Annotated in this window: 24 protein-coding genes and 1 other RNA gene; 16 read left to right on the top strand and 9 right to left on the bottom strand. The window is 69.8% G+C overall.

Annotated features, from left to right (window positions below):
- The first annotated feature begins 3 nt into the window (after window positions 1–3).
- From AC1D2H_RS02665 to AC1D2H_RS02650, 4 genes are all read left to right on the top strand, one after another.
- Entirely contained in the window at window positions 4–2385 is a 2382-nt protein-coding gene (locus tag AC1D2H_RS02665; protein ID WP_478009783.1) for a protein kinase domain-containing protein, read from the top strand.
- 192 nt (window positions 2386–2577) lie between these two features.
- Window positions 2578–2946: a DUF4398 domain-containing protein gene (locus AC1D2H_RS02660; RefSeq protein ID WP_477928562.1), complete on the top strand. Its 369-nt coding sequence runs from the start codon at window positions 2578–2580 to the stop codon at window positions 2944–2946.
- 18 nt (window positions 2947–2964) lie between these two features.
- Entirely contained in the window at window positions 2965–3900 is a 936-nt protein-coding gene (locus AC1D2H_RS02655) for an OmpA family protein (RefSeq protein WP_477928564.1), read from the top strand.
- A gap of 26 nt (window positions 3901–3926) precedes the next feature.
- On the top strand, window positions 3927–4343 hold the full coding sequence (locus AC1D2H_RS02650; protein ID WP_478009782.1) for a hypothetical protein: 417 nt from the start codon (window positions 3927–3929) through the stop codon (window positions 4341–4343).
- 82 nt (window positions 4344–4425) lie between these two features.
- Here AC1D2H_RS02650 and AC1D2H_RS02645 read toward each other — a convergent pair whose 3' ends face one another.
- The 5 genes from AC1D2H_RS02645 to AC1D2H_RS02625 all read right to left on the bottom strand — a co-directional run bounded on the left by AC1D2H_RS02645 (window position 4426) and on the right by AC1D2H_RS02625 (window position 9611).
- On the bottom strand, window positions 4426–5499 hold the full coding sequence (locus AC1D2H_RS02645) for a Kelch repeat-containing protein (protein WP_478009781.1): 1074 nt from the start codon (window positions 5497–5499) through the stop codon (window positions 4426–4428).
- Window positions 5500–5654: 155 nt separating this feature from the next.
- A complete protein-coding gene (locus AC1D2H_RS02640) occupies window positions 5655–7787 on the bottom strand; it encodes a winged helix-turn-helix domain-containing protein (RefSeq protein ID WP_478009780.1) in 2133 nt (710 codons plus the stop codon).
- Window positions 7788–7820: 33 nt separating this feature from the next.
- An RNA gene (ffs, locus tag AC1D2H_RS02635) (signal recognition particle sRNA small type) lies at window positions 7821–7918 on the bottom strand.
- A gap of 28 nt (window positions 7919–7946) precedes the next feature.
- Entirely contained in the window at window positions 7947–8333 is a 387-nt protein-coding gene (locus tag AC1D2H_RS02630; RefSeq protein ID WP_477928572.1) for a SirB2 family protein, read from the bottom strand.
- Window positions 8334–8498: 165 nt separating this feature from the next.
- Window positions 8499–9611: an AIR synthase-related protein gene (locus AC1D2H_RS02625; RefSeq protein WP_478009779.1), complete on the bottom strand. Its 1113-nt coding sequence runs from the start codon at window positions 9609–9611 to the stop codon at window positions 8499–8501.
- 41 nt (window positions 9612–9652) lie between these two features.
- Between AC1D2H_RS02625 and dnaX the strand changes: the two genes are divergently transcribed.
- From dnaX to AC1D2H_RS02605, 4 genes are read left to right on the top strand one after another with little or no spacing between them, the layout of a single operon-like run.
- The gene (gene dnaX / locus AC1D2H_RS02620) at window positions 9653–11524 is read left to right on the top strand and encodes a DNA polymerase III subunit gamma/tau (RefSeq protein WP_478009778.1); all 1872 of its coding nucleotides are present in this window, start codon (window positions 9653–9655) and stop codon (window positions 11522–11524) included.
- Between the two features lie 14 nt (window positions 11525–11538).
- The gene (locus AC1D2H_RS02615) at window positions 11539–11865 is read left to right on the top strand and encodes a YbaB/EbfC family nucleoid-associated protein (protein ID WP_477928577.1); all 327 of its coding nucleotides are present in this window, start codon (window positions 11539–11541) and stop codon (window positions 11863–11865) included.
- Window positions 11853–12443: a recombination mediator RecR gene (gene recR / locus AC1D2H_RS02610; protein WP_477928774.1), complete on the top strand. Its 591-nt coding sequence runs from the start codon at window positions 11853–11855 to the stop codon at window positions 12441–12443. The genes AC1D2H_RS02615 and recR overlap by 13 nt, the downstream gene beginning before the upstream one ends.
- A gap of 13 nt (window positions 12444–12456) precedes the next feature.
- The gene (locus AC1D2H_RS02605; RefSeq protein WP_478009777.1) at window positions 12457–12849 is read left to right on the top strand and encodes an MAPEG family protein; all 393 of its coding nucleotides are present in this window, start codon (window positions 12457–12459) and stop codon (window positions 12847–12849) included.
- A gap of 1 nt (window position 12850) precedes the next feature.
- Here AC1D2H_RS02605 and AC1D2H_RS02600 read toward each other — a convergent pair whose 3' ends face one another.
- Window positions 12851–14425, bottom strand: coding sequence for a transglycosylase SLT domain-containing protein (locus tag AC1D2H_RS02600; RefSeq protein ID WP_478009776.1), 1575 nt, complete (start codon window positions 14423–14425; stop codon window positions 12851–12853).
- Entirely contained in the window at window positions 14422–15378 is a 957-nt protein-coding gene (locus AC1D2H_RS02595; protein WP_478009775.1) for a hydroxyacylglutathione hydrolase, read from the bottom strand. Before AC1D2H_RS02595 ends, AC1D2H_RS02600 begins: the two co-directional genes overlap by 4 nt.
- A gap of 25 nt (window positions 15379–15403) precedes the next feature.
- On the opposite strand from AC1D2H_RS02595, the gene AC1D2H_RS02590 reads away from it, so the two are divergent.
- The 5 genes from AC1D2H_RS02590 to dcd are packed head-to-tail and all read left to right on the top strand — an operon-like array spanning window position 15404 to window position 20770.
- The gene (locus AC1D2H_RS02590) at window positions 15404–16114 is read left to right on the top strand and encodes a class I SAM-dependent methyltransferase (RefSeq protein WP_478009774.1); all 711 of its coding nucleotides are present in this window, start codon (window positions 15404–15406) and stop codon (window positions 16112–16114) included.
- Window positions 16107–16592 (top strand): ribonuclease HI, encoded by a 486-nt coding sequence (rnhA, locus tag AC1D2H_RS02585; protein ID WP_478009773.1) that lies wholly within the window; start codon window positions 16107–16109, stop codon window positions 16590–16592. The genes AC1D2H_RS02590 and rnhA overlap by 8 nt, the downstream gene beginning before the upstream one ends.
- Before the next feature lie 19 nt (window positions 16593–16611).
- Window positions 16612–18633, top strand: a complete 2022-nt coding sequence (locus tag AC1D2H_RS02580) for an amidohydrolase family protein (RefSeq protein ID WP_478009772.1) — start codon at window positions 16612–16614, stop codon at window positions 18631–18633.
- Complete coding sequence (locus AC1D2H_RS02575; protein ID WP_478009771.1) at window positions 18630–20189, top strand: ABC transporter substrate-binding protein; 1560 nt, start codon at window positions 18630–18632, stop codon at window positions 20187–20189. The genes AC1D2H_RS02580 and AC1D2H_RS02575 overlap by 4 nt, the downstream gene beginning before the upstream one ends.
- Before the next feature lie 14 nt (window positions 20190–20203).
- Window positions 20204–20770: a dCTP deaminase gene (gene dcd, locus AC1D2H_RS02570; protein ID WP_478009770.1), complete on the top strand. Its 567-nt coding sequence runs from the start codon at window positions 20204–20206 to the stop codon at window positions 20768–20770.
- A gap of 1 nt (window position 20771) precedes the next feature.
- Here dcd and AC1D2H_RS02565 read toward each other — a convergent pair whose 3' ends face one another.
- Window positions 20772–20996, bottom strand: a complete 225-nt coding sequence (locus AC1D2H_RS02565) for a hypothetical protein (RefSeq protein WP_478009769.1) — start codon at window positions 20994–20996, stop codon at window positions 20772–20774.
- Window positions 20993–21481 carry an SRPBCC family protein gene (locus AC1D2H_RS02560; RefSeq protein ID WP_478009768.1) on the bottom strand — a complete coding sequence of 163 codons (489 nt, stop codon included), beginning with the start codon at window positions 21479–21481 and terminating at the stop codon, window positions 20993–20995. The genes AC1D2H_RS02565 and AC1D2H_RS02560 overlap by 4 nt, the downstream gene beginning before the upstream one ends.
- An 85-nt stretch (window positions 21482–21566) precedes the next feature.
- Here AC1D2H_RS02560 and AC1D2H_RS02555 point away from each other — a divergent pair, with 85 nt between their 5' ends.
- The 3 genes from AC1D2H_RS02555 to AC1D2H_RS02545 are packed head-to-tail and all read left to right on the top strand — an operon-like array spanning window position 21567 to window position 23533.
- Complete coding sequence (locus tag AC1D2H_RS02555) at window positions 21567–21974, top strand: cupin domain-containing protein (RefSeq protein WP_477928595.1); 408 nt, start codon at window positions 21567–21569, stop codon at window positions 21972–21974.
- A gap of 9 nt (window positions 21975–21983) precedes the next feature.
- Window positions 21984–22697 carry a sigma-70 family RNA polymerase sigma factor gene (locus tag AC1D2H_RS02550; RefSeq protein WP_478009767.1) on the top strand — a complete coding sequence of 238 codons (714 nt, stop codon included), beginning with the start codon at window positions 21984–21986 and terminating at the stop codon, window positions 22695–22697.
- Window positions 22698–22708: 11 nt separating this feature from the next.
- Window positions 22709–23533 carry a cupin domain-containing protein gene (locus AC1D2H_RS02545; RefSeq protein ID WP_478009766.1) on the top strand — a complete coding sequence of 275 codons (825 nt, stop codon included), beginning with the start codon at window positions 22709–22711 and terminating at the stop codon, window positions 23531–23533.
- Window positions 23534–23606 lie beyond the last annotated feature (73 nt).

Genomic DNA, 23606 nt, shown 5'->3' with positions numbered 1-23606 from the left:
GCGATGGCCGACGACCTGCCACCCCAACTCGGCCGCTTCCGCCTGATGCAGCGGCTGGGCGAGGGTGCGCAGGCCACCGTCTGGCTGGCCCACGACCCGCTGCTGGATCGCGAGGTCGCCGTCAAGCTGCTGAAGGCCGCGGCAGAACCGGGCAGCGTCGACGAATGGCTGAACGAAGCGCGCGCCGTCAGCCGGCTGACCCACCCCAGCATCGTGCCGGTCTTCGAGGCCGACAGCCAGGGCGGGCGCTCCTACCTCGTCTTCGAGTACGTGTCCGGTGGCACGCTGAGCCAGCGCCTGCGCGCCGCGCCGCTGCCAACGACGACCGAGGCCGTCACGATCATGTTGGGCATCCTGGATGGGCTCACGGCCGCCCATGCCGCCGGCCTGGTGCACCGCGACCTCAAGCCCAGCAACATCCTGCTCGACGCACGCGGTCGGCCGCGCGTGATGGACTTCGGCATCGCCGCGCGGGTGTCGCCGGATGCCAACCAGCCGTCGCGCATCGTCGGCACGCCGGGCTATATCTCGCCCGAGGCCGCGCGCGGTGCGCCACCGCACCCGCAGATGGACGTGTTCGCGGCCGCCGTCATGCTGGCCGAGATGCTCAGCGGCCAGCGCCTGAATCATGACCCCGACCCCTGGCGCGCCGTGCAGCGCGTGCAGACCACCGACCTCCTGCTGCCCTCGGGCCTGGACAGCAGCGTGGACGACGCGCTGCGCGCCATCGTGCAGCGCGGCCTGGCGCGTGAGCCGTCGGCGCGCTGGCCCAGCGCGGCCCTGCTGCGTGACGCGCTGGCCGCTTGGCTGCGTCCCGTCGCCGAGCCCGATGCCGAGGCCCAGGACGCGCCGGTGCTGGACTTCCTGCTGCGCCGCATGCGCCACAAGAGCGACTTCCCGGCGCTGTCCGACGCCATCGGCCGCATCCAGCGCCTGACGCAGTCCGAGAACGAGAGCCTGGCCAGCCTGTCCAACGAGATCCTGAAGGACGTGGCCCTGACGCAGAAGCTGCTGCGCCTGGTCAACACGGCCCAGTACCGGCACGCCGGCGGTGGCGGCATCAGCACGGTGTCGCGCGCGGTCGCGCTGATCGGCTTTGCCGGCATCCGCAACCTGGCGCTGAGCCTGGTGCTGCTGGAGCGCATGGAGAACAAGGGCCACGCCAAGCGCCTGCGCGAGGACTATCTGCGCTCGCTGATGGCGGCGTCGCTGGCGCGCGAGCTCTGCCCCAACCCGCGCGAGGCCGAGGAGGCCTTTCTCGGCGCGATGTTCCACCACCTCGGCCGCTCGCTGACCGAGTTCTATTTCCCCGAGGAGGCCGATGCCGTGCGCCGCCTCGTCAGCTCTGCCGAGGACGGCCAGCCCGCCCTCAGCGAGGCCGCCGCTTCGGCCCAGGTGCTGGGCATGAGCTACGAGGCCCTGGGCCTGGGTGTGGCCAGGCAATGGGGCTTGCCCGACAGCCTGCAGCGCGCGATGCGCCGCCCGGTGGGCGAGGCGCCGCAGCGCCTGCTGGAAGACGGCATCGAGCGCCAGCGCTGGCTGGCGCGCGCCAGCAACGACATGGCCGACCTCATCCTGAACACGCCGCCCGAGCAGGCCCACGCCAAGCTGCGTGCGATGGCCCAGCGCCATTCGCGGGCCTTGGGCTTGAGCGCCGAAACCTTCGAGCGCGCCGCCGACACGGCGCGCCAGCATCTGGCGCAGATGACCGAGGCACTGGAGCTGCACCTGCCCAAGGACTCACGCGCCCAGCGCCTGCTGGCGCCGTTGACGCCTTCCGTTCACGACTCGCTGACGGCGCACGAACTCGCGCCGACCCTGGTGATGGAGAGGACCGCGGAAAAGGCCGTCGTGTCGCCTTCCGACCAGGCCACGCAGTTGCTGGCCGCCGGCGTGCAGGACATCACCGACGCGATGGTCGAGCACTTCCAGCTCAATGCCGTGCTGCGCATGATCCTGGAGACCATCTACCGCGCCCTGGGTTTTCGCCGTGTCGTGTTCTGCCTGCGCGACGCGCGGGGCCAGGCGCTGACGGGGCGCCTGGGCGTTGGCGCCGATGTGGAGCGCCTCGCGCCGCTGCTGCGCGTCGACCTGACGGCCCAGCCGCTGGACCTGTTCGCCGCCGTCTGCCTGAAGGGCGCCGACACGCTGATCCAGGACGCCCGTGCCGCCAACATCGCGCCGCGGCTGCCGAGCTGGTTCCGCGGTGAGCTGCAGGCGCAGAGTTTTCTGCTGCTGCCCCTCATCCTCAAGGGCGCCCCGCTGGGATTGATCTACGCCGACCACGCCTTGGCCGGCGCCGTGCAGCTGGGCGAGAAGGAGCTGTCCTTGCTCCGCACGCTGCGCAACCAGGCCGTGATGGCCTTCCGCCAGGCCACCGGCTGAGCCGGCCGCGGCCTAACGCCGCTGTAGGGCATTTCCCACATCGCTGGAGGCCCCAGGCTGACCGGCGTCGCGCCGACCCTCCGACTGGGGGCCGGGCCGTGATGGCGAATACTGAATTTGCATCCTCAAAGAACCCGAGCCCGGCGGGGCGTGATGCGCGAACGCCGGGTATTTGAAACCACAGGAGTTCGTATGAATCACCATTCGATGAATGGCCGGGCTGTTTTGCTGGCGGCCCTTGCTGCCACGGCCCTGGCCGGATGTGCGTCGACAGCCGACGCCCCGAAGGAACAGATGGCCGTGGCCAATTCCTCGGTGGAGCAGGCCTCTGGCAATGCGGCCGAGGCGCCCGCCGAACTGTCCACGGCCCGCGACAAGCTGGCCCGCGCCAATGCCGCCATGGCCCGCAAGGACTATGTGCAGGCACGCCAACTCGCGGACGAAGCCGCGGCCGACGCGGCCCTCGCCCAGGCGACGGCGCGCTCCGCCCGTTCCAGCCGCGCGCTGGCCGAGGTGCGCCAAAGCATCCAGCAGCTGCAGGTGCAGCTGAACCGTTCCTGATTCATCGAAAGGATTGCCATGAAGAACTTCGCCCAACTGACTGTCCTGGCCGCAGCCGCCGCTCTGTTCGCCGGCTGCGCCAGCGCCCCCACCGTCACGCCCGGCCTGCAGCAGGCGCGCGCCAATGTGCGCAGCGCCGAGTCCGATCCGGCCGTGCTGAAGTACGCCTCGCTGGACGCCAAGAAGGCCGCCGATTCGCTGCGCCGGGCTGAAGAGCTGAGCGCCAAGCGCGAGTCGCCTGCTGACATCGACTCGGCCGCCTATGTCGCGTCGACCCAGGCCCGCACGGCGATGGCCATCGGCCGCGCCGCGACCGAGGAAGAGGCCATCAAGGCCGCCGAGGCCGACCGCGAGCGCGCCCGTGCCGACGCCAACGCGCGCCGCGCCAACGTCGCCCAGAACCAGGCCGCGAATGCACAGATCGCGGCGGCCAATGCCAACGCCGATGCCAACGCCGCGCGCCAGCAGGCCGCCGCCGCCAATGCCGATGCAGCCAACGCTCAGGCTCAGGCTGCCAACGCCCAGGCCCAGGCCGCCGCGCTGGCACAGGAGCTGGCCGATCTGCAGGCCAAGCAGACCGACCGCGGCATGCTGGTCACGCTGGGCGACGTGCTGTTCGAGACCGGTCGTGCCGAGATCAAGCCCAACGCGCAGACAGCGATCGCCAAGCTGGCCCACTACCTGAACCAGCATCCTGACCGTCGCGTCCTGATCGAGGGCTTCACCGACAGTACCGGAAGCGACGCCACCAATCTGACGCTGTCGCAGCGCCGCTCGCAGGCCGTGGCCGATGCGCTGCGCGCCCAGGGTGTGGACGCTACCCGTGTCGCGACCCGCGGCTACGGTGAGGCCTACCCGGTGGCCAGCAACGCCAGCACGTCCGACCGCGCGATGAACCGTCGTGTCGAGGTCTATATCTCGAACGACAACCAGCCGGTTCGGGCCCGCGGCTGAGGCCGCACCCCATGAAGGAGATTGCGATGACCACCCGTCGATGTCATTCCGCCACCTGGCTTGCCGCCGCCCTGCTCGTGCTGGGCGGCGCTGTCCAGGCCGCGCCGAAGGCCAAGAACGTCGATTCGCTGCGCATGCAGTACGAGCGTGAGCGCGCCGCCTGCGTGACGGGCCAGACCAACCAACCCCGCGACGTCTGCCTGCGCGAAGCCGGCGCGGCCTATGCGCAGGCCCGCCAGGGCAAGCTGATCTCGCCGGACGACCGGTCCGATCAGTGGGCCACCAATGCCCTCAAGCGTTGCCAGGCCCAGCCGCTGGAAGACCGCGAGATGTGCGAGCGCCGCGTGCGCGAAGGCCTGGTGACGGGCAGTGTGCAGGGTGGCGGACAGCTGACGACGCTGACGGTGCGTTCGACCGAGGTCGCCAAGGCCCCAGGTAGCTGAGCGTCACGAGAGGGCTTTGCAGCCCCTGACCAGATCGGCCGGAGGCCCGCATCCATGCGGGTGTCCGGCCGATTCCACTTTCTCAGTTCGGGGGCTGGAAGCGATAGAGCGCCCGCGACTCAGTGCCCACCGCATCCGAGCCGGCCGTGAAGCCCCCCATCACATAGATTGCATTGCCCACCGCCACGGCGCCCAGGCCGTGGGCGCGGTAGGGCATGGCGTCCAGCACCTGCCAGCTGTTGGTGGCCGGGTCGTAGCGCTCCACCGCGTTGCTGACCGTGCTGCCGCTGGCCGTGGTCGCTTCGCCGCCGAACACATAGAGCTTGCCGTTCAATACCGCCGCGGCAATGCCGCCGCGTGCCGTGGGCATGGCCGCCGCCGTCTGCCAGGTGTTGGTCAGCGGGTTGTAGATCTCATGCGTGGCCAGGCTCAAATGGTCGTTGCTGCGGATGCCGGGTGAGCGGCCGCCCACGACGTGGATCTGCGCACTGATGACGCCAGCCGCCGCCGCGTTGCGTGCCGTGGGCATGGGCGTCAGCGTGTCGGCCATCCAGGCGTTGCCCGCGGTGTCGAAGGCCGACAGGCTGGCCAGCGAGGCGCTCGCCGCGTTGCTGAGGTTCCAGCCGCCCAGCAGATAGAGCTTGCCGTTCAGCGCCGCCGCCGCGCTGGCGAAGCGGCCGCTGGGCAGGGCGGGGCCCAGTGCCCAGCTGTTGCTGACGGGGTCGTAGACCTGCAGCGACGTGCTGGCCTCGCCGCCCAGCGCATAGACCTTGCCGCCCGACGCCAGCGCGGCGACGTTGTCCGTGCCGCGCGGCAGATTGGGGCCGGCCGTCCAGGTGTTGGCGCCGATGTCATAGGCGTAGACCGTGCGGCTGGTGTCGTAGCCGCCGGTCACGAACAGCTTGCCGTTCACCTCGGCCACGCCAAACTTGGCGGCACCGGCGGGCAGGTCGGCCAATGGCGTCCAACCGGCCGGTGCGGGAGCAGGCGCGGGGGCAGGAGCCGGTGCCGGTGCCGGTGCGGGGGCAGGTGCGGGTGCGGGGGCAGGTGCAGGGGCCGGAGACGGTGCCGCGCTGCCGCCACCACCGCAGGCGGACAGGCTGGTCAGCAGGGTCAGCAAAGGCAGCATGGGGATAGGCGCTCTTCTGAGGGTCACGAGGGGTCTCCTGGTTGGCATGACGGCCCGCGGTCGGGGCCAGGTCAGGCCATTAGGAAATCTCGCCTCAGCACCCGGCAAGCATTCGCGCTCCAATCGGCATCCAGCCGCCATCCAAAATAAATTTCACTTGCAAATCAATGGCTTGCAAATGATCAGTGGGCCAGCATCAGGTCCGCGTAGGCGAGGTCGGCGAGCTCCACGAAGACGCTCAGTCCGCCTTCGCCGAGGCTGAATGCCGCCATTTCCGGGAAGCTGCCGAGGGCATGCCGGGCCAGCACGCGGCGCGGGCCGCCGCGCCAGGGCGTGAGTTCGAAGCGTTCGGCGTCCGAGCGGGTCAGGGCCAGCACGCCGTCGGGGTGCAGGGTCCAGTCGACGAGGCTGGCGCCGTCGGCCACCACGGCTAGCCGTTCGATGGCGCCGCCGACCGGTGTCAGCGCCAGCAACTGGGAGGAACCGGACGGCTGGAAATAGACGCGCCGGCCGTCGCTCGCGACCCGGCTGGCTTCGGCCGGCGCGGGCAGGCCGGCGATGGCCTGGCCGCCGCTGCCGTCCTGCGCGAAGCGCCACAGCTGCCAGGTGCTGCCGGTCTGGCTGCCACGGTTGCTGGTAACCCAGATGTGCGTGCCGTCCCAGGCCGGCGGGCCGTAGAGGAAGCCGTCGGCGGCCAGCGCGCGCGGTTTGCCACCCTCAGGGCCGCCTTCGCCGTCCAGCAGGCACAGGCCCGAGCGCTGCTGTTCGCCGCAGTGGCCCAGGAAGGCGAGCCGGCGCCCGTCGGCCGACCAGGCCGGCGCGGTGGCCCGGCCCGGCAGCCGCGTGAGGCCCTGGGCCTGGCCGCCGTCGAGGCGCACCGTCCAGATCTGCGGCAGGCCGGAGCGCCGCGAGCTGAAGGCCAGCAGGCGCTGGGCGGCGTTGAAGTCGGGCTGGCGATCGGAGGCGACGGAGCCGACGAGCCGGCGCGGTGCGGCATCGCTGCCGTCCAGCTTCACCTCGCCGATGCTGACGTGGCTGCGCATCAGCGCGTAGACGAGCTGGCCGTCGCGGCCCATGGCCGGTGCGCTGCCTTCCAGCCCCAGCGGCACGGCACGGGCGTGGCGGCGGTCCCAGCGCATCAGCATGCGGGCGTCGTGCTGGGTCGTCGCGTAGATCAGGTCCTGGCCATCGGCCGCGTAGGTGATGCCATGCAGATAGTGCAGCTTCTCGCGGCTGAGCCGCGTGACGGCGCCGCTGGCCACGTCCAGCTCGAACAGGTCGCGCGTGCCGCCCACCGCGTCGCCACGCGCGAAGGCCAGGCGCCGGCCGTCCGGCGACCAGGCCGGCTGGTGGTCGGGCAGGGCCTGGGGTGGGCTGTGCGTGAGCCGCTGCGCCGCGCCGCCTTCGGGCGCGATCAGGAACAGGCCAGCCCCGCCGGCCGGATCGCCCTGGTCGCCCGTGAAGGCGATGCGGTCGCCGCGCGGCGACCAGGCCACGATGGGCGTGAAGAGCGGGTGGCAGGCGGCCAGCGCACGGCGGCTGGCCTGGCGCAGCTCGTAGATCCAGAGCTGGCATTTCTCGGGCGTCGGTCGGGCGGCATAGACGATGGACTGGCCGTCCGGAGCCCAGGACAGGCCGACGATGTCGCCCACGCCACCGCCGATGGCCTGGGGCTTGGCCTGCGGGTCGGCGGCGCCGCGCAGATAGAGCTCGGCCTGGCCCTGGCCCTGCCACCAGCCGAAAGCGAGCTGGCGGCCGTCCGGCGACAGCGCGCCGATGAACTCGTGGCCGGCGTACTGGGTAAGGGGCGCGATGCTCCAGCGGACGGGCTCGCTCGCAGCTGGCTCGGTGCCGCGTTGCAGCCAGAACCCGGCGCCTGCCAGCACGATGGCCAGCAGCGCGGCCACCAGCACCGGCCAGCGCCGGGCCGGCGCTGGCGTGGCGGCGGCCGCCTGGGCGGTTTCGGGCGCCATCACCCGCACCGGCGCGATCAGCCGGTAGCCCTTCTTCGGGATGGTTTCGAGGTAGCGCGGTGATTCGCTGTCGTCGCCCAGGGCCTGGCGGATGGACCAGATCGCGTTGTTGATGGCCTGGGGCGCGACGTATTCGTTGCCGTCCCAGATCAGCGCGACGATGTCCTCGCGCGGCACCGTCTGGCCGGCCCTTTCGGCCAGCAGCAGCAGCAGGGCCATGGCCTTGAAGCGCAGGGGGCGAACCTCGCCGTCGCGCAGCAGGCGGTTGCCGTTGGCATCGACCGTCCAGTCGCCGACCTGGAAGGGCCGCGCGGCGAGCGGGCGCGCGTCAGCCGCCGCCATGGTTGGCGTCGGTCTTCAAAAGAGGAGGGGAGGGGTGACGAGCCTTACCCCCGGCACTGGTTGCAACGCTTAGGGCTGCTTGGTTCCCCACCTGACCCGGTTGGGCGCGCTTCCATGCGGGGAGGCCCGTCGCTGACCATTCTACTTGCCCCATGAGGGTCAGCCTGGAAGGAACTGCCGATTGATGGACAAATCCATCGCCAGGGCCAGCAAGGCGAGTGCGGTGAGATAGCCCAGCAGGTGCAGCCGCGCCTGGCTCATGGCCCAGTGGCCGCAGATCATGTAGCCCACCAGCGCGACCAGCTTGGCACCCAGCCACCAGTCGCGGATGGGGCTGTAGCCGATGGAGCCCCACAGGCTCAGGCCCGTGACGACAAGGCAGGCGTTGACGCCGAACACCAGCACCAGCAGGCGAGCGTCCTTGGCCAACGCTTGCAGTTGGGGCGTGCCGAACTGCACCAGCAGGCCGCGTATGAAAAACAGCCCCACGCTGCACCAAGCCAGCAGCACATGCCACTGGATCATCTGCGTGTAATACCAACTCATGTAGCCCCTCGCCCGGTCTCGCCGCGCTGAATGCGGGCGACCCCGGTCGGTCCCCCGAGGGGACGGCGATGCTTGCGGCATTGAGCCGCTAGCACATCGCCTGAGCGGGCCGGCTCGGGAGCGGCCCAGCGCGCGGCCCGCGGGAATGCGGACGAGTTCCCCATCTCAGCGCAGCGCGAGGTCGTCTTCGCTGAAGCGGATGTCCAGCGGCTCGATCAGCAGCTGCTTCTCGCCCGCCTCGACGGTGCCGGCTACCCACGCCGCGATGCCGCAGTCGCGCGCCACCTGCGCGGTGCGCTCGGCGTCTTCGGGCTTGACGAAGATGGCGAAGCCCGCGCCCATGTTCAGCGTCGAATAGGCCTCGCGGTCGTCCTGGCCGGCCTGCTTCTGGATGAAGTCCAGCACCGCCGTCTTGGGCGGCACGGTGTGGATGCGATAGGTCAGCTGCGACGGGTGGCGCAGCAGCTTGCGCCAACCGTGGCCGGTGATGTTGGCGCAGTAGTGGGGCGCGATGCCGGCCTTCCACAGGGCCTCGGTCACGGGCGAATACAGCGCGGTGGGTGCGAGCAGCGCTTCGCCGTAGCTGACGCCCGGCTCGATCTCGGTCAGATAACCCTGGGGCAGGCGCTCGGCCAGCTTGCGCGCCAGGCTCAGGCCGTTGGCATGGATGCCGCTGGAGGCCAGCAGCACGATGGCGTCACCGGCGCCCAGTTTGTCGCCGACCGACAGACGCTCCTTGGGGTTGATGAGGCCGGTGCAGGAGGCGGCCAGGTCGATGCGGCCGTCCTCGACGATGCCGGCCAGGGCCGGCGTCTCGCCGCCGCCCCAGGCGACCTGGCAGGTGTCGCAGGCGGCCTTCCAGCCGGCCACCAGGGCCTGGGCGCGCTGGGCGTCGCCGAACCAGTCGCTGCCGCCGGCGGCCCAGTAGGCCTGCACGACCAGCGGCGTGGCGCCGACGGTGATCAGGTCGTTGACGGCCATCGCGATGGTGTCCTGGGCGATGCCGGCGAAGAAGCTCTTGCCCGTCAGCTTGGCCATCTCGTCGGCCACCAGGGTCTTGGTGCCCAGGCATTCGACGATGGAGGCCAGGTAGAACGGCCCCACGTCGACGACATAGGCCGACTCGCCACGCGAGGCCTTGACCTCGGTGAAGCCATGGCCGGCCAGGTGGGAGGCCGTGGCGGCGGCGGCGCGCTGGGCTGTGATCTTCAGCGGGTCGATCAGGTCGTAGTTGACGCCGGCCTGGTCGTAGGTGAGGGGTGCTGCGGGGGAGGTCATCCCGCAATTATCGACGGAGGGCCACTCATAGAATGACCGCCATGAGTTATCAGGTCCTGGCCCGCAAATACCGTCCGCAGAGTTTCGAGCAGCTCGTGGGGCAGGAGCATGTCGTGCAGGCCCTCGCCAATGCCTTGACGCAGGGGCGCCTGCACCACGCCTATCTGTTCACCGGCACCCGCGGCGTCGGCAAGACGACGGTGTCGCGCATCCTGGCCAAGAGCCTCAACTGCACCGGGCCGGACGGCACGGGCGGCATCACGGCCCAGCCCTGTGGCGTCTGCCACGCCTGCCGGGACATCGATTCGGGCCGTTTCGTCGACTACGTGGAGCTGGACGCGGCGTCCAACCGTGGCGTCGAGGAGATCTCGCAGCTGCTGGACCAGGCCGTCTACAAGCCGGTCGTCGGGCGCTTCAAGGTCTACATGATCGACGAAGTGCACATGCTGTCCAACACCGCCTTCAACGCGATGCTGAAGACGCTGGAGGAGCCGCCCGACTACCTGAAGTTCGTGCTGGCGACGACCGACCCGCAGAAGGTGCCGGTCACCGTGCTGTCGCGCTGCCTGCAATTCAATCTGCGCCCCATGGCGGCGGCGGACGTGCAGATGCATCTGGGCAATGTGCTGGGCGCCGAGAACGTGCCGGCCGAGCCGGGCGCGCTGCGCCTGCTGTCGCGCGCGGCGCGCGGCTCGATGCGCGACGGGCTGTCGCTGACCGACCAGGCCATCGCCTTCGGCGCGGGCTCGCTGAGCGAAGCCGGTGTGCGCCAGATGCTGGGCAGCGTGGACCGTGGCCATGTGGTCGCCATCGTCGACGCGCTGGCGGCGGCGAGCGGCGAAGCCGTCGTGGCCCAGGCGGATGCGCTGCGCGGCGCGGGTTTGTCGGCCGCCGGCACGCTGGAGGACCTGGCCACGCTGCTGCAGCAGATGGCGCTGGCCCAGGCCGCGCCGACGGCGCTGGACGATGCCGACAACGAGACTGCCGAGATCCGCCGCCTGGCCGCTCTGCTTCCGGCCGACGAGATCCAGCTGATGTACAGCATGGCCCTGCATGGCCGCGCCGAGCTGCATCTGGCGCCCGACGAATACGCGGGCCTCTTGATGGTGCTGCTGCGCATGCTGGCCTTCCGGCCGGCGGGCACCAGCCCCAGGCCCGTCAAGGCCGCGGCCCTGGTGAGGCCCCAGGCGGTGGCCAAGGCGGTCGTCGCGGTGCCCCTGCCCAAGGTGGCGGCGCCGGCTGTCGTGGTGGCCGCACCGGTCGCTGCACCTGTCGCTGCACCCCGGGTTGTCGCACCGGCGCCGGTTGTCGCCGCAGCCGCCGTGGCCGAACCGGCCGCACCCAAGCCCAGTGACCGCCTGCGCCCCAAGCCGGTCGAAGCCCAGGCCGAGACCGAGGCGGCCATGGACCCGGACGGCCCGCCGCCCGACGACGCACCGCCGCCCTGGATGGACGCGGACGACGCGCCCGCGCCGGTGGCTGCTGCGGCGCGCGAGCCCGAAGCGCCACGCCGCGCCGAGCTGCGCGAGACGCCCGAAGGTGCACAGTGGGCCGAGCGCATCGCGGCCCTCAACCTGGTGGGCATGACGGGCGAACTGGCCCGCCAGGCCCAGGCCCTGGGCTGCGCCAGCGCCGACGGCCGCGAGGTCTGGACGCTGCGCGTCGAGCGCGAATCGCTGCGCGCGCCGGCCCTGGTCAGCAAACTCGAAGCGGCCCTCGACGCAAAGCTCGACATTGAGGTCGGCGTGGCCGAAGACTCCATCGCCCTGCGCACGGTCGCCCGGGCCGAAGCCCAGCAGCGTGCGGCCGAAGACCTCGCCGCCCAGCATCCGATGACGCGGACGCTGCTTTCCCAATTCCCGTCGGCACGCATCCTGCCCGGTTCGGTGCAGCCGCTGACGCCCACTCCGTAGACAAGGACACGATCATGATGAAAGGCCAACTCGCCGGCTTGATGAAGCAAGCCCAGGCGATGCAGGACAACCTGAAGAAGGCGCAGGACGAACTCGCCAACATCGAGGTCGAGGGCCAGAGCGGCGCCGGCCTCGTCAAGGTGCTGATGACCTGCAAGCACGAAGTCCGCCGCGTCACCATCGACCCCAGCCTGCTGGCCGATGACAAGGACATGCTGGAAGACCTCGTCGCCGCCGCCTTCAACGACGCGGCCCGCCGCGCCGAGGCGACCAGCTCCGAGAAGATGGGCAGGCTGACGCAAGGCATGCCCATGCCCCCGGGGATGAAATTCCCGTTTTGAACGCGCTTGAGACGCTGATCGAGGCGCTCAAGCGCCTGCCCGGCGTGGGCCAGAAATCGGCCCAGCGCATGGCCTACCACCTGCTGCAGCATGACAGGCTGGCGATGCCGCGCCTGGCCGAGGCGCTGACGGCGGCGGCTGAGCGCATCAAGCATTGCGAGCGCTGCCACACCTTCAGCGAGACGCCGATCTGCAGCGTCTGCACGGACACCGAGCGCGACGCGCGGCTGCTGTGCGTCGTCGAGACGCCGGCCGACCAGGCAGCGCTGGAGCGCACCGCGTCCTACCGCGGCTATTACTTCGTGCTGCTCGGGCGGCTGTCGCCGCTGGACGGTGTCGGCACGCGCCAGATAGGCGCGGCCGAACTGCTGGCGCGCGCGGCCGAAGCGGGCGTCGAGGAAGTCATCCTCGCCACCAGCTTCACGGCCGAGGGCGAGGCCACGGCGCACGTGCTGGCTGAGGCCTTGCGCGCACGCGGCATCAAGTCGACACGGCTGGCGCGTGGCGTGCCCGTGGGCAGTGAACTCGAATATGTGGACCTGGGCACCATCGCCCACGCGCTTAGCGATAGGCGCTGAACGAGGAGACCCGATGACGATTGCCCAGATCTGCCTGCTCGTCGCCTGCGCGCTGCCGCTGGGCTGCACTTGGCTGGCCAAGTCCAAGGGCTTCGGCAAACGCCGCCGCGATGGCGGTTTCGACAACCACCAGCCGCGCGAGTGGCTGGCCGGCTTGAGCGGATGGCAGGCGCGCGCGAACGCGGCCCAGGCCAACAGCTGGGAGGCCCTGCCCATCTTCGCCGCCGGCTTGTTCGTCGCCCATCAGCACCAGGCCGTCCAGGCGACGGTGGATGCGCTGGCGCTGGGTTTCATCGCCGCGCGACTGGGCTTCATCGGCCTCTACCTGGCCGACCTGGCCTCGCTGCGATCACTGGTGTGGGCGGCGGGCCTGGCGGCCTGCGTGGCCCTCTTCTTCGTCGGTTGAATCAGGGCGTGGCCGCGGCCACGACCGTGCGGCCCTTGCTGCCGCCCTTGGCCTTGGGCTGCGCCTTGTTGGCGGCAGCCACCTTCACGGTCTTGGCGGGTGCGGCCTTGGCCACCGTGGCCTTGGGCGGCGCCGTGTTCGCCGTGTAGACGACGATGGCCTGGCCCGGCTTGAAGCGGCCGTTGGCGCTCATCTTGTTCCACTGCGCGACCTGCTCGGCCTTGACCTTGTAGCGGGTCGCGATGGCGGCGACGGTGTCGGCCTTGCCGGCCTTGAGGCTGACGCGGCGCAGCGGTGGCGCATCGGGCGCGAGGTTGAGGCTGGCGGTGTCGGCCAGGCGCTCCGACACGTCGGCGTGCACATGCTCGCCGCGTGGCACCAGCAGCGTGGAGCCGGCCTTGACCAGCATCTTGGGCGGGATCTTGTTGATGTCGCGCAGCAGGGCTTCGCTGGTGCCGGCGCGCTTGGCGGCCTCGCCGGGGCTCATGGTCTTGGGCACGACCCAGGCCGTCCAGCTCGCCAGCGGGCCGCTGTGTCGCGCCAGGTTCTCGGCAAAGGCGCTGGCCTGGTCATAGGGCAGCAGCACCTGCGGCGTGGCGGCGGCCAGGATGACCGGCTTGTTCATCTGCGGGTTGAACTGCTGGAAGGTTTCCAGCGTGATGCCGGCGAGTTGGGCGGCCAGGGCCACGTCGATGTCGCGCTCGATCTTCACGCTCAGGAAATAGGGGTGGTTGGCCACCACCGGCAGCACCAGCGCATAGCGGTCGGGCGCGAAGACGATGTTCTTCACGGCCTGCAGCTTGGGCACGTAGTAGCGCGTCTCGTCCGGCATCTTCAGGCTGGCGTAGTCGGTCGGCAGCCCGAGCTTCTGGTTGCGCGCGATGGCCTTCTGCACATTGCCCTGGCCCCAGTTGTAGGCGGCCAGCGCCAGATGCCAGTCGCCGAACTGCTTGTGCAGGCGGCCGAGGTAGTCGAGGGCGGCGCGCGTGGAGGCGAGCACGTCGCGGCGGTCGTCGCGGAAGATGTTCTGCTTCAGGTCGAAGTCGCGGCCGGTGGCGGGCATGAACTGCCACATGCCGGTGGCCTTGGCCGTCGACACGGCGTGGGTGACGAAGGCGCTCTCCACGAAGGGCAGCAGGGCCAGTTCGGCCGGCATGCCGCGCTTCTCGACCTCGTCGAGGATGTGGAAGAGGTAGCGGCTGCCGCGCGTCGTCATGCGCTCGACGTAGTCGGGTCGGGCGCTGTACCAGGCCTCGGCCTTGCGCACCCAGTCGTCGTCGAGGTCCTGCAGCTGGAAGCCCTTGCGCACGCGGGCCCAGAGGTCGGCGTTCACTTCCGGGCCGTCGAGGTCGATCTTCTCGCCAGGGCGCAGGTTGTCTTCGAGCAGCTCGGCCGCCATCGTGCGCACCGGCACGGGAGCCACTGTGGGTTCGGCCGTGGCGCTGGCGACGGCAAGGGCGGCGGGAGGGGAGAGCGGGGTGTCCGGCGCGGGGACGTCCGCGGGCGGGGCGGTGGTGGCACAAGCGGCCAGCAGGGCGGCCAATACCAGAGGGGAGAGTCGGTGGATCAGGGTCATCGGAATCCGTTCTTCCATTCGCGCAGCGTGGCGAACACATCGACCGGGCTGGGCGCGGCCGGGAGTTTGAGGGGCGCGTGGCGGCGGGCGGCTTCGCGCAGCGCGGGTTCTGTACAGCGCAGGAAAGGGTTGATGCGGACTTCGTTGCCGATGCGACCCGGCAGCGTGGGCCGGTTCGCGGCGCGTTCGGTCTCGCACCAGGCGGCATAGGCCGCCAGGGCCGCGTTGCCGGGGTCCACCTCGCGCGCAAAACGCAGGTTGGACAGCGTGTATTCATGGGCGCAGCAGACGCGCGTCTCGGGCGGCAGCGCGGCCAGGGACTGCAGCGAGGCATGCATCTGCGCCGGCGTGCCTTCGAACAGGCGGCCACAGCCGGCGCTGAACAGGGTGTCGCCGCAGAACAGCAGCGGAGCGTCGTCCACGACGCATGAACCTGGGTATTCCGGGCCGAGCGCTGGGCCGCTCCCGAGCCGGCCCGCTTGATGACGCTCGCGGCTCAATGCCGCAAGCGTCGGCGTCCCCTCGGGGGACCGGTCAGACGCACCGCGTTCAGCGGTGTGCGACTGGACGAGGGGCTTTATCTCGGCGGCAAAGTAGGCGATGTGACCCGCCGTGTGGCCGGGCACGTCCATGACGGCGAAGTTCAGGCCCAGCAGTTCGACCGCGTCGCCGCCCTGCAGGCGCTGCACCGGTTCGGGCATCTTCTCGTGAGCAGGGCCGTAGATGGGGCCCTTCAGGCGCGGGCGCAGGCCCTCGACGCCGCCGACGTGATCGCCGTGGTGGTGGGTCAATAGAATGCCGGCGAGCGTCAGGCCCCGGGCGTCGAGCACAGCCGCCACCGGCGCTGCGTCACCGGGATCGACGACGAGGGCCTCGCGGCCGTTGTCCAGCAGCCAGAGGTAGTTGTCGTCGAAAGCGGGAATCGGCGTAAGCGTCAAAGGCGCATCACCCATGACAGATAAAGCGCCGAGTATAGATTTGGCAGCCTGGCTGCAAACCCCGCCCGGGCGCCATCTGCTTGCCTGGGAGCAGGCCCAGGTCGATGCGGCCGTGACCGATCTGTTCGGGTTTCACGCCCTGCAGCTCGGCCTACCCGAACTGGACGGTCTGCAGACCAACCGCATGCCTCACCGCTGGCTGGCCGGCCGCGACCTGCTTTGCGACTTCGACGCCCTGCCTTTCGAGAGTGCCAGCCTCGATCTCGTGCTGCTGCCGCATGCGCTGGAGCTGGCGCCCGACGCCCATGCGCTGCTGCGCGAAGTGGAGCGCGTGCTGCGGCCGGAGGGGCGCCTCATCGTCTTCGGCCTGAACCCGGCCAGCCTGTGGGGCCTGCGGCAGAACCTGGGGCGGCTCAAGCGCCGTGGCGAGCCCTATCTGCCGCGTGACGGCGACTTCATCGGCTACTGGCGGCTGCGCGACTGGCTCAAGCTGCTGAGCTTCGATGTCGAGGCGGCGCGCTTCGGCATCTACCGCCCGCCGCTGCGCACGGACGCCTGGCTGCAGCGCTGGCGCTGGGTCGATGGCGTCGGCTCGCGCTGGTGGCCGGTGCTGGGCGCCGTCTATTTCATCCAGGCGGTCAAGCGCGTGCAGGGCATGCGCATGATCGGCCTGGCCAAGAATTCGCGCGCGGCGGCCAAGAAGGCGCCGGCCGTCGCGTTGAACAACCATCATCACAAGAAGAATGACTGAACCCACCAAGCCTGCGCTGGCCATCAAGAAGCCCCAGGTCACCATCTATACCGACGGCGCCTGCAAGGGCAACCCCGGCCCCGGCGGTTGGGGCGCCTGGCTGTCCAGCGGCGGTCACGACAAGGAACTCTTCGGCGGCGAGCGCGAGACGACCAACAACCGCATGGAGCTGACCGCACCCATCGAGGCGCTGGCCTCGCTCAAGCGCAGCTGCGACGTCGTCGTCTATCTGGACAGCGAGTACGTGCGCAAGGGCATCACCGAATGGATCATCGGCTGGCAGCGCCGCGGCTGGAAGACGGCCGACGGCAAGCCGGTCAAGAACGCCGACCTCTGGCAGCGCCTGGACGCGCTTCGCAAGCTGCACACGGTGGACTGGCGCTGGGTCAAAGGCCATGCCGGCGACCCCGGCAACGAACGCGCCGACATGCTGGCCAACAAGGGGGTCGCGTCGCTCAGTAAAGTGCGCGCCACCTAAGACATCAGGAAACTCGTCGATGAAGCTCCTGCCTCCGTTGATCGCGCTGCTGCTGGCAGCCGCCGCCACGCCCCTGCTGGCCCAGACCCAGACCTACACGGTGATGTGCGCCAAGGTGAGTTGCGGGCGCCTCCTGGTCAATGAGACGGCCAGCCGGCTGGAGACCGACCACAGCTACCGCAACAACGGCCGGGGCCCGGACCAGAAGGAAGTGCTCGAGTTCGCCACCGACGGCGCCTGGCTGAGCTACCGCACCGAGGGAGTCTCCACCTACGGCGCGCGCATCGATGAGAACTTCGAGCTCAAGGATGGCCGCGCCAGCTGGCGCTCGCCGGTGGACCGTGGCGACAAGCCCGGGGCAGGGCGCGATCTCGTCTACCTGCCCGTGCAGGCCAGTCCGGCCTGGGCCGGCCGCCTGGCCCAGACGCTGCTGAAGCGCCCCAACCAACGCGCTGCCGCGTTGCCCGTGGGCCAGGTCAGCATCGAGCGCGTGCAGACGCTCAGGCCCGCCGGCGCCAGCTTCGACGTCGGCCTCTACGCCGTCGAAGGTCTGGATCTCGATCCCAGCTATCTTTGGTTGCGCGAGGACAACCACGCACTGTTCGCCCAGGTCTCGCCGGGCTGGGGCGGCACGCTGCTGCAGGGCTTCGAGGCCGAGATGGATCGCCTCGCGGACGTGCAGAAAGCCGCCCAGCTGGCGCGCCTGGAGCGCCTGGCCAAGACGCTGCCCAAGTCGCTGCCGGGCTTGACCGTCATCGAGGGCGTGCGCTGGTTCGACGCACAGGCCGCCGTGCTGCGCGGTCCGTCTGACGTCTACCTGTTGGAGGGCCGCATCGCGGCCATCGCCAAGCCCGGCAGCCTGCCGAGCGCCGCACCCGAGCAGCGCATCAGCGGCAAGGGCCGCACGCTGCTGCCCGGCTTCATCGACATGCACGCCCACCTGGACGCCAGTGCGCTGCTGCTCAACCTGGCTTCGGGCGTCACCTCGGTGCGCGACGTCGGCAACAGCAACGCCGACCTGGCCGAACTCAAAGGCCGCATCGAGCGCGGCGAGGTGCTGGGGCCGCGCATCGCCGCCAATGGCTTCATCGAAGGCAAGAGCCCGTTCTCGTCGCAGGCCGACTTCGTGCCCGACAACCTGCCCGATGCCCTCGCCGCCATCGACTGGTATGCGGCCCATGGTTATCGCCAGCTCAAGCTCTACAACTCCATCCGTCCCGAATGGGTGAAGCCGATGGTGGCGCATGCGCGCGAGCTGGGCCTGCGCACCGGTGGCCATGTACCGGCCTTCATGACGGCGCGCCAGGCCGTCGAGGCGGGCTATGACGAGCTGCACCACATCAACCAGGTCACACTGAACTTCCTCGTCAGCAAGGGCGACGACACGCGCACGCTGCTGCGCTTCAACTTGCCGGGCGACAAGGCCGCCGACCTCAAGCTCAACGACCGCCGCACCCAGGACTTCCTCGCGCTGCTGAAGAAGAAGGGCACCGTCGTTGACGCGACGATGACTGCCTTCGAGGCCCAGTACACGCAGCGCCAGGGCCAGCCCAATCCGAGCTATGCCATGGTGGCTGCCAACCTGCCGGCCGTCGTGCAGCGGAGTTTTCTGTCGGCCGAGGTCGACATGGACGACACCAAGGCCAAACGCTGGGGCGCCAGCTGGAAGGTCATGACGGACCTGCTGCGCCGCATGTACGCGGCCGGCATCCCGCTGGTGGCGGGCACCGATGCGACGCCCGGCTTTGCGCTGCAGCGCGAGCTGGAGCTCTATGTGCAGGCCGGCATCCCGGCCGCGCAGGCGCTCAAGATCGCCACGTGGAACGGTGCCAAATACAGCGACCGGCTGAACGAGATCGGCAGCATCGAGCGCGGCAAGCGGGCCGACCTGGTGCTGGTGGACGGCGACCCGGTGGCCGACATCCGCGCCATCCGGCGCGTCGCGCTGGTCATCAAGGGCGGCCAGGCGCTGTCACCGTCGGCGCTCTATCAAACCATGGGCATCCTGCCCTTCGTGCCTTCGGCGGAGATTACGAAGTGAAGTTGCTGGCCGCACTGCTGCTTGCCGTGCCACTGGCAGCCGGCGCCGACACCACGCTGCGCTACTGCACGGCCGGCAGCCCCAAGACCTTCGACCCGGCGATGACCGACAGCTATGTCGACCATGTCGCCCACATGCCGGTCTTCGGCACACTGGTCGAACCCAAGCGTGGCACGGACGAACTCATTCCCGGCCTGGCACAGAGCTGGGCCATCAGCCCCGATGGCCTGGCCTACACCTTCGAGCTTCGCAAGGGCGTCACCTGGCACACCGTCGAGGGCTTCAAGCCCACGCGCGAGTTCAATGCCGACGACGTGCTCTTCACCTTCGGCCGGCTGCTCAGCCGCGACAGCGAATTCGCCAAGGCCTTCCCCAGCGTGTCGCCCTATGTGCTGTCCTTCGGCTGGGAAAAGCTGATCCGCAAGGTCGAGAAGCTCGGCGACCACCAAGTGCGCATCACGCTGGCCGAGCGCGACGCCTCCTTCCTGTCGGCCCTGAGCTTCACCTTCACGCTGATGCAGTCGGCCGAACTGGGCGCCCAGCTGCTCAAGGCCGGCACGCCGCATCGCATTGCGCAGATGCCGGTTGGCACCGGACCCTTCCAGTTGAAGAGCTTCCGCGCAGACAGCGTCATCCGCTACGTGAAGCATCCGACCTGGTGGCGCAAGGCCGAGCGCCCGGTCGTCGACCAGCTCGTCTACGCCGTCACCCCCGACGCCAGCGTGCGCGCCCAGCGCCTCAAGCGCAACGAGTGCGACATCGCCGCCCCCGTCGGCCCGGCCGAACTCGACGAGCTGAAGAAGGACCCGGCCATCAAGCTCGCCACCGCGCCGGGCATGAACATCGGCATCCTGGCCTACAACACCCGGCGCCCGGCGCTGGCCAAGGTCGAGGTGCGCCAGGCCCTGGACATGGCCATCGACAAGGCCGCGATCGTGCGCACCGTCTACGGCGATGCCGGCACCCTGGCCACCAGCAATATCGCGGCCGCCAACTGGGCCCATGACGCAACGCTCAAGCCCACGCCCTACGACCCCGCCCGGGCGAAGGCCATGCTGGAGAAGGCCGGCGTGCTGCCGCTGAACATCACGCTGTGGGCCATGCCCGTGGTGCGCAACTACAACCCCAACGGCCAGCGCATGGCGCAGATGATCCAGGCCGACTGGGCCAAGGTGGGCGTCACGGCGCGCATCGTCACCTACGAGTGGGGTGAGTATCTGCGGCGCATCGATGCCGGCGAGCACGACACGGCGCTCAGCGGCTGGAACAGCGACCCCGAGCCCGCCAATACCTTCGGCCAGCTCGCCTGCGGCGCCAACAACGGCGCCTTCTGGTGCAACCCGGCCTACGACAAGCTGCTCGCCGAGGCGCGCCAGACCCTCAAGCAGGAAGAGCGCAAGGCCATCTATGCCAAGGCCCAGCGCATCGCCATGCAGGAGCTGCCCTGGACGCCGATTGCCAGCGGGCGCATCGCCGTGCCCGAGCGGGCGACGGTCAAGGGTTTTGTCCTGGACCTCGACGGCGGCACCTATTTCGACGGCGTGACTCCGCGCTAAACAAGGAAAACGACATGAGCATCAAGAGCGACAAGTGGATCCGCCGCATGTGCGAGCAGCACGGCATGATCGAGCCCTTCGAGCCCGGCCAGGTGCGCGAGCAGGACGGCCGCAAGATCATCAGCTACGGCACCTCGAGCTACGGCTACGACATCCGCTGCGCGCCCGAGTTCAAGGTCTTCACCAACATCCACAGCACGGTGGTGGACCCGAAGAACTTCGACGAGAACAGCTTCGTCGACATCAACAAGGACGTCTGCATCATCCCGCCCAACAGCTTCGCGCTGGCGCGCACGATGGAGTACTTCCGCATCCCGCGCAATGTGCTGACGGTCTGCCTGGGCAAGAGCACCTATGCCCGCTGCGGCATCATCGTCAACGTGACGCCCTTCGAGCCGGAATGGGAAGGCTATGTGACGCTGGAGTTCAGCAACACCACGCCGCTGCCCGCCAAGATCTATGCCGGTGAAGGCTGCGCCCAGGTGCTGTTCTTCGAGAGCGACGAGGTCTGCGAGGTCAGCTACAAGGATCGGGGCGGGAAGTACCAGGGGCAGGTGGGGGTGACGCTGCCGAAAGCTTGAGTCAGCCAGACTTCAGCTTCGCCCGCAGCCGCCGGCGGTAAAACGCCCGAGCAATCCAGAATGAGATGGGGCCGAGCCACAAAGCGGAACGCAGGGTGGCCTCCATCAAGCTGTCGGAGAACTGGTTAAACACCAGCAAAGCCAGCCCTTCGATGACGAGGCAGACGAGGACGGCCTGGGCCAGGGCCTCGTTTCGGGCGTGTTCGCGTTCGCGGCGGGACTTCATCTGGGCTGCCGCCGTGCCAGGTAACCGATCAGTCCGAGTCTGCCTGCCCGCATCACCCTTTTGTGATTCCACCGGAACAACGGCGCCAGCAGCGGCGCCGTCCAGCGCAGGATGCCCGGCGGCAGCGTGACGCGCCAGACGAAAGTGACGTCGGTGTGGCTGCCCGCCTCGGGCAGGGCCTGCTTCATCAGCCAGATGCCTTCGCCCGCCAGCGTGCCGGCTGCCCGGGCGCGCAGGCGCTCTTCCTTCAGCACCTCGGTCACTTCCAGCTGCAGGTGCAGCCGGTAGCCCAGGCCGGTGCGGAAGGTGATTTCCTGCAGCAGCCCCACGCCGGTGCCGTCGCCGCTGCGCAGCTTGCGCACCCCCACGACGCCTGGCCACCAGCGTGGCCAGTGCTCGGTTTCGGTGATGGCCTGCCAGACGCGGGGAACCGGCGCATCCAGGCGCCAATGGCTGACGAGATCAAAAAAAGCGATTTGAGACATGCAAAGGGGATACGCCGGGCTACCCAGGGTAGATGCCGAGGTTTACGCTGCATCCGGAATTCTTACCGCTGCGTATCAGCTTTCCATGACCTCCCCCGCCGCCACCCCTGTCCAGGCCCGCGCCATCCGCCGCCGCCTGCTGGAGCGCGTGGCCGACACCGACGACAGCCACCAGACCGTGCCCGCGGGCCCGGCCGGCTGGCAGCCTTTCGGCCAAGGGGTGGAGATCAAGGTCTTGCATGAAAACGACGGCATTCTGAGCTATCTGCTGCGTTTCGCGCCCGGCGCCCGCCTCGAAGCCCACCGTCACCCGGTGGACGAGGAATGCCTGGTGCTGGAGGGCGTGCTCAAGGTCGGCAGCCAGATCGAGGTCGGCCCCGGCGGCTACCACCTGGCCCGTGCCGGCAGCCTGCATGCCAGCATCAGCACCGAGACGGGCGCCACCATCTTCCTGCGCGGCGCCGAGCCGCACGTGGACCAACTGTTGGTTTGAGGACATCACATGACCCTGCCACACCCCACCGAGACCGGCGAAGAGCCGCCCAACCCGGCGCTGCTGTTCGACGACGTCGATCCGCATGACGCCGAACTGGACGAGCCCTGTGTCGCCGAGGCGGCCGCCGCCAGGCCGGGCTGCCCGACGCTGGACGACGCCCAGCTTGCCGCCTGGATAGACGGCATCGTCGAGCACGACGAGCGCGCGCTGCTGGCTCTGTATGAGGCGACGCTGTCGCGCGTCTATGGCCTGGTGCTGCGCCTGGTGCGCCGCAGCCAGCTGGCCGAGGAGGTCGCCGAGGAGGTCTATTTCCAGGTCTGGCGCCAGGCGCCGCGTTTCGACGCCGAGCGCGGCCGGCCGCTGACCTGGCTGCTGGGCATGGCCCGTTCGCGCGCCATCGACGCCATCCGCCGCGAGGCCCGCTTCCAGCATGAGGAGCTCGACGAGGAGAGCGTGCCGCTGTCGGCACCGGCCGCCGACTCCGGCGACGAGCTGCTGTCCGTGGCCCAGGGCCATGCCGAACTGCACCGCGCCCTGCTGCTGCTCAAGCCCCAGCCGCGCCAGCTCGTCGCGCTGGCCTTCTTCAATGGCCTGTCGCATGAGGAGATCGCCAGCCAGACCAGCCTGCCGCTGGGCACGGTCAAATCGCAGATCCGCCGCGCCTTGATCACGCTTCGGGAAGCCTTGGGCGACACTGGCGCCCATGCGCTGCCGGCCTGAAGGGGGACGCCATGAAGACGATGCCCACCATCCCTGAATCCGACGACGACAGCAGCGACCTGAGCCCCCTGCTCAGCGAGCCCTTTGCCCAGGCCTGGGTCACGCCGACGCCGGGCCTGCCGGGCCGCCTGGGCGAGCGCCTGGGCGGGCGCCTCGCCCAGTCCCTGAAGGCCGAGGCGGGCATGATCACCGTGCGCCGCCGCAAGGCCGAAGCCGAAACGCTGGCCGAAGGCGCCCAGCGGCGCTGGCTCTACCGCGCACCGGCCGCCCGCACGCTGCGCCGCGGCGAACCGCGGGCCGCCAGCGTCATCGAATTGCAGGCCGGTGCCCAGCTCATGCTGCCGCCGGGCGGAGCGCGTGAGTTCCTGGTGTTGCGCGGCAGCCTGGAGATCGACGCCGAGAGCCTGAGCCTGCGCGACTTCCTGCTGCTGCCGGCGGGCTGCACCACGGTGCTCGGCAGCCGCGACGGCGCCCATGTCTTCGTGCGCGAAGCCGACGGCCAAGCTGACGGCGACAGCGTGAAGCGCACGCTGGTGCGTGATGTGGAAGCCGGCTGGCCCGAGTTCGCGCCCGGCATCCGCCGCCGCGTGCTGTGGACGGCCGGCGGCCAGGCCGCGCTGCTCTACCGCGCCGACCCCGGCGCCAGCGTGCCCAACCACAGCCATGGCCACGACGAGGAATGCCTGATGGTGCAGGGCGAGCTCTTCCTCGACGACGTGCTGCTGCAGCAGGGCGACTACCAGCTGGCCCCGGCCGGCACCGGCCACCGCATCACCGAGACCGACACCGGCGTGGTGCTCTACGCGCATGGTGACCTCGACCTGCAGTTCTTCTGACTTGAATCGCATCAGCGGCAGTTAAGGGCGGCTTTTCCAGCTTTATCCGCCCTTCAGTTTTCGCCGGCCCCGG

The sequence above is a fragment of the Roseateles sp. P1_C1_2 genome (assembly GCF_056406535.1).
Note: the sequence above shows the minus strand (reverse complement) of the source record. Positions and strands in the feature narration are given on the sequence as shown.

What these genes read in the sequence shown, in the direction of transcription:
- AC1D2H_RS02665 (WP_478009783.1), top strand. Translation starts at nt 4, where the DNA reads ATGGCCGACGACCTGCCACCCCAACTCGGCCGCTTCCGCCTGATGCAG.
- AC1D2H_RS02660 (WP_477928562.1), top strand. Translation starts at nt 2,578, where the DNA reads ATGAATCACCATTCGATGAATGGCCGGGCTGTTTTGCTGGCGGCCCTT.
- AC1D2H_RS02655 (WP_477928564.1), top strand. Translation starts at nt 2,965, where the DNA reads ATGAAGAACTTCGCCCAACTGACTGTCCTGGCCGCAGCCGCCGCTCTG.
- AC1D2H_RS02650 (WP_478009782.1), top strand. Translation starts at nt 3,927, where the DNA reads ATGACCACCCGTCGATGTCATTCCGCCACCTGGCTTGCCGCCGCCCTG.
- AC1D2H_RS02640 (WP_478009780.1), bottom strand. Translation starts at nt 7,787, where the DNA reads ATGGCGGCGGCTGACGCGCGCCCGCTCGCCGCGCGGCCCTTCCAGGTC.
- AC1D2H_RS02630 (WP_477928572.1), bottom strand. Translation starts at nt 8,333, where the DNA reads ATGAGTTGGTATTACACGCAGATGATCCAGTGGCATGTGCTGCTGGCT.
- AC1D2H_RS02625 (WP_478009779.1), bottom strand. Translation starts at nt 9,611, where the DNA reads ATGACCTCCCCCGCAGCACCCCTCACCTACGACCAGGCCGGCGTCAAC.
- dnaX (WP_478009778.1), top strand. Translation starts at nt 9,653, where the DNA reads ATGAGTTATCAGGTCCTGGCCCGCAAATACCGTCCGCAGAGTTTCGAG.
- AC1D2H_RS02615 (WP_477928577.1), top strand. Translation starts at nt 11,539, where the DNA reads ATGATGAAAGGCCAACTCGCCGGCTTGATGAAGCAAGCCCAGGCGATG.
- AC1D2H_RS02605 (WP_478009777.1), top strand. Translation starts at nt 12,457, where the DNA reads ATGACGATTGCCCAGATCTGCCTGCTCGTCGCCTGCGCGCTGCCGCTG.
- AC1D2H_RS02600 (WP_478009776.1), bottom strand. Translation starts at nt 14,425, where the DNA reads ATGACCCTGATCCACCGACTCTCCCCTCTGGTATTGGCCGCCCTGCTG.
- AC1D2H_RS02595 (WP_478009775.1), bottom strand. Translation starts at nt 15,378, where the DNA reads ATGGGTGATGCGCCTTTGACGCTTACGCCGATTCCCGCTTTCGACGAC.
- rnhA (WP_478009773.1), top strand. Translation starts at nt 16,107, where the DNA reads ATGACTGAACCCACCAAGCCTGCGCTGGCCATCAAGAAGCCCCAGGTC.
- AC1D2H_RS02580 (WP_478009772.1), top strand. Translation starts at nt 16,612, where the DNA reads ATGAAGCTCCTGCCTCCGTTGATCGCGCTGCTGCTGGCAGCCGCCGCC.
- dcd (WP_478009770.1), top strand. Translation starts at nt 20,204, where the DNA reads ATGAGCATCAAGAGCGACAAGTGGATCCGCCGCATGTGCGAGCAGCAC.
- AC1D2H_RS02565 (WP_478009769.1), bottom strand. Translation starts at nt 20,996, where the DNA reads ATGAAGTCCCGCCGCGAACGCGAACACGCCCGAAACGAGGCCCTGGCC.
- AC1D2H_RS02560 (WP_478009768.1), bottom strand. Translation starts at nt 21,481, where the DNA reads ATGTCTCAAATCGCTTTTTTTGATCTCGTCAGCCATTGGCGCCTGGAT.
- AC1D2H_RS02555 (WP_477928595.1), top strand. Translation starts at nt 21,567, where the DNA reads ATGACCTCCCCCGCCGCCACCCCTGTCCAGGCCCGCGCCATCCGCCGC.
- AC1D2H_RS02550 (WP_478009767.1), top strand. Translation starts at nt 21,984, where the DNA reads ATGACCCTGCCACACCCCACCGAGACCGGCGAAGAGCCGCCCAACCCG.
- AC1D2H_RS02545 (WP_478009766.1), top strand. Translation starts at nt 22,709, where the DNA reads ATGAAGACGATGCCCACCATCCCTGAATCCGACGACGACAGCAGCGAC.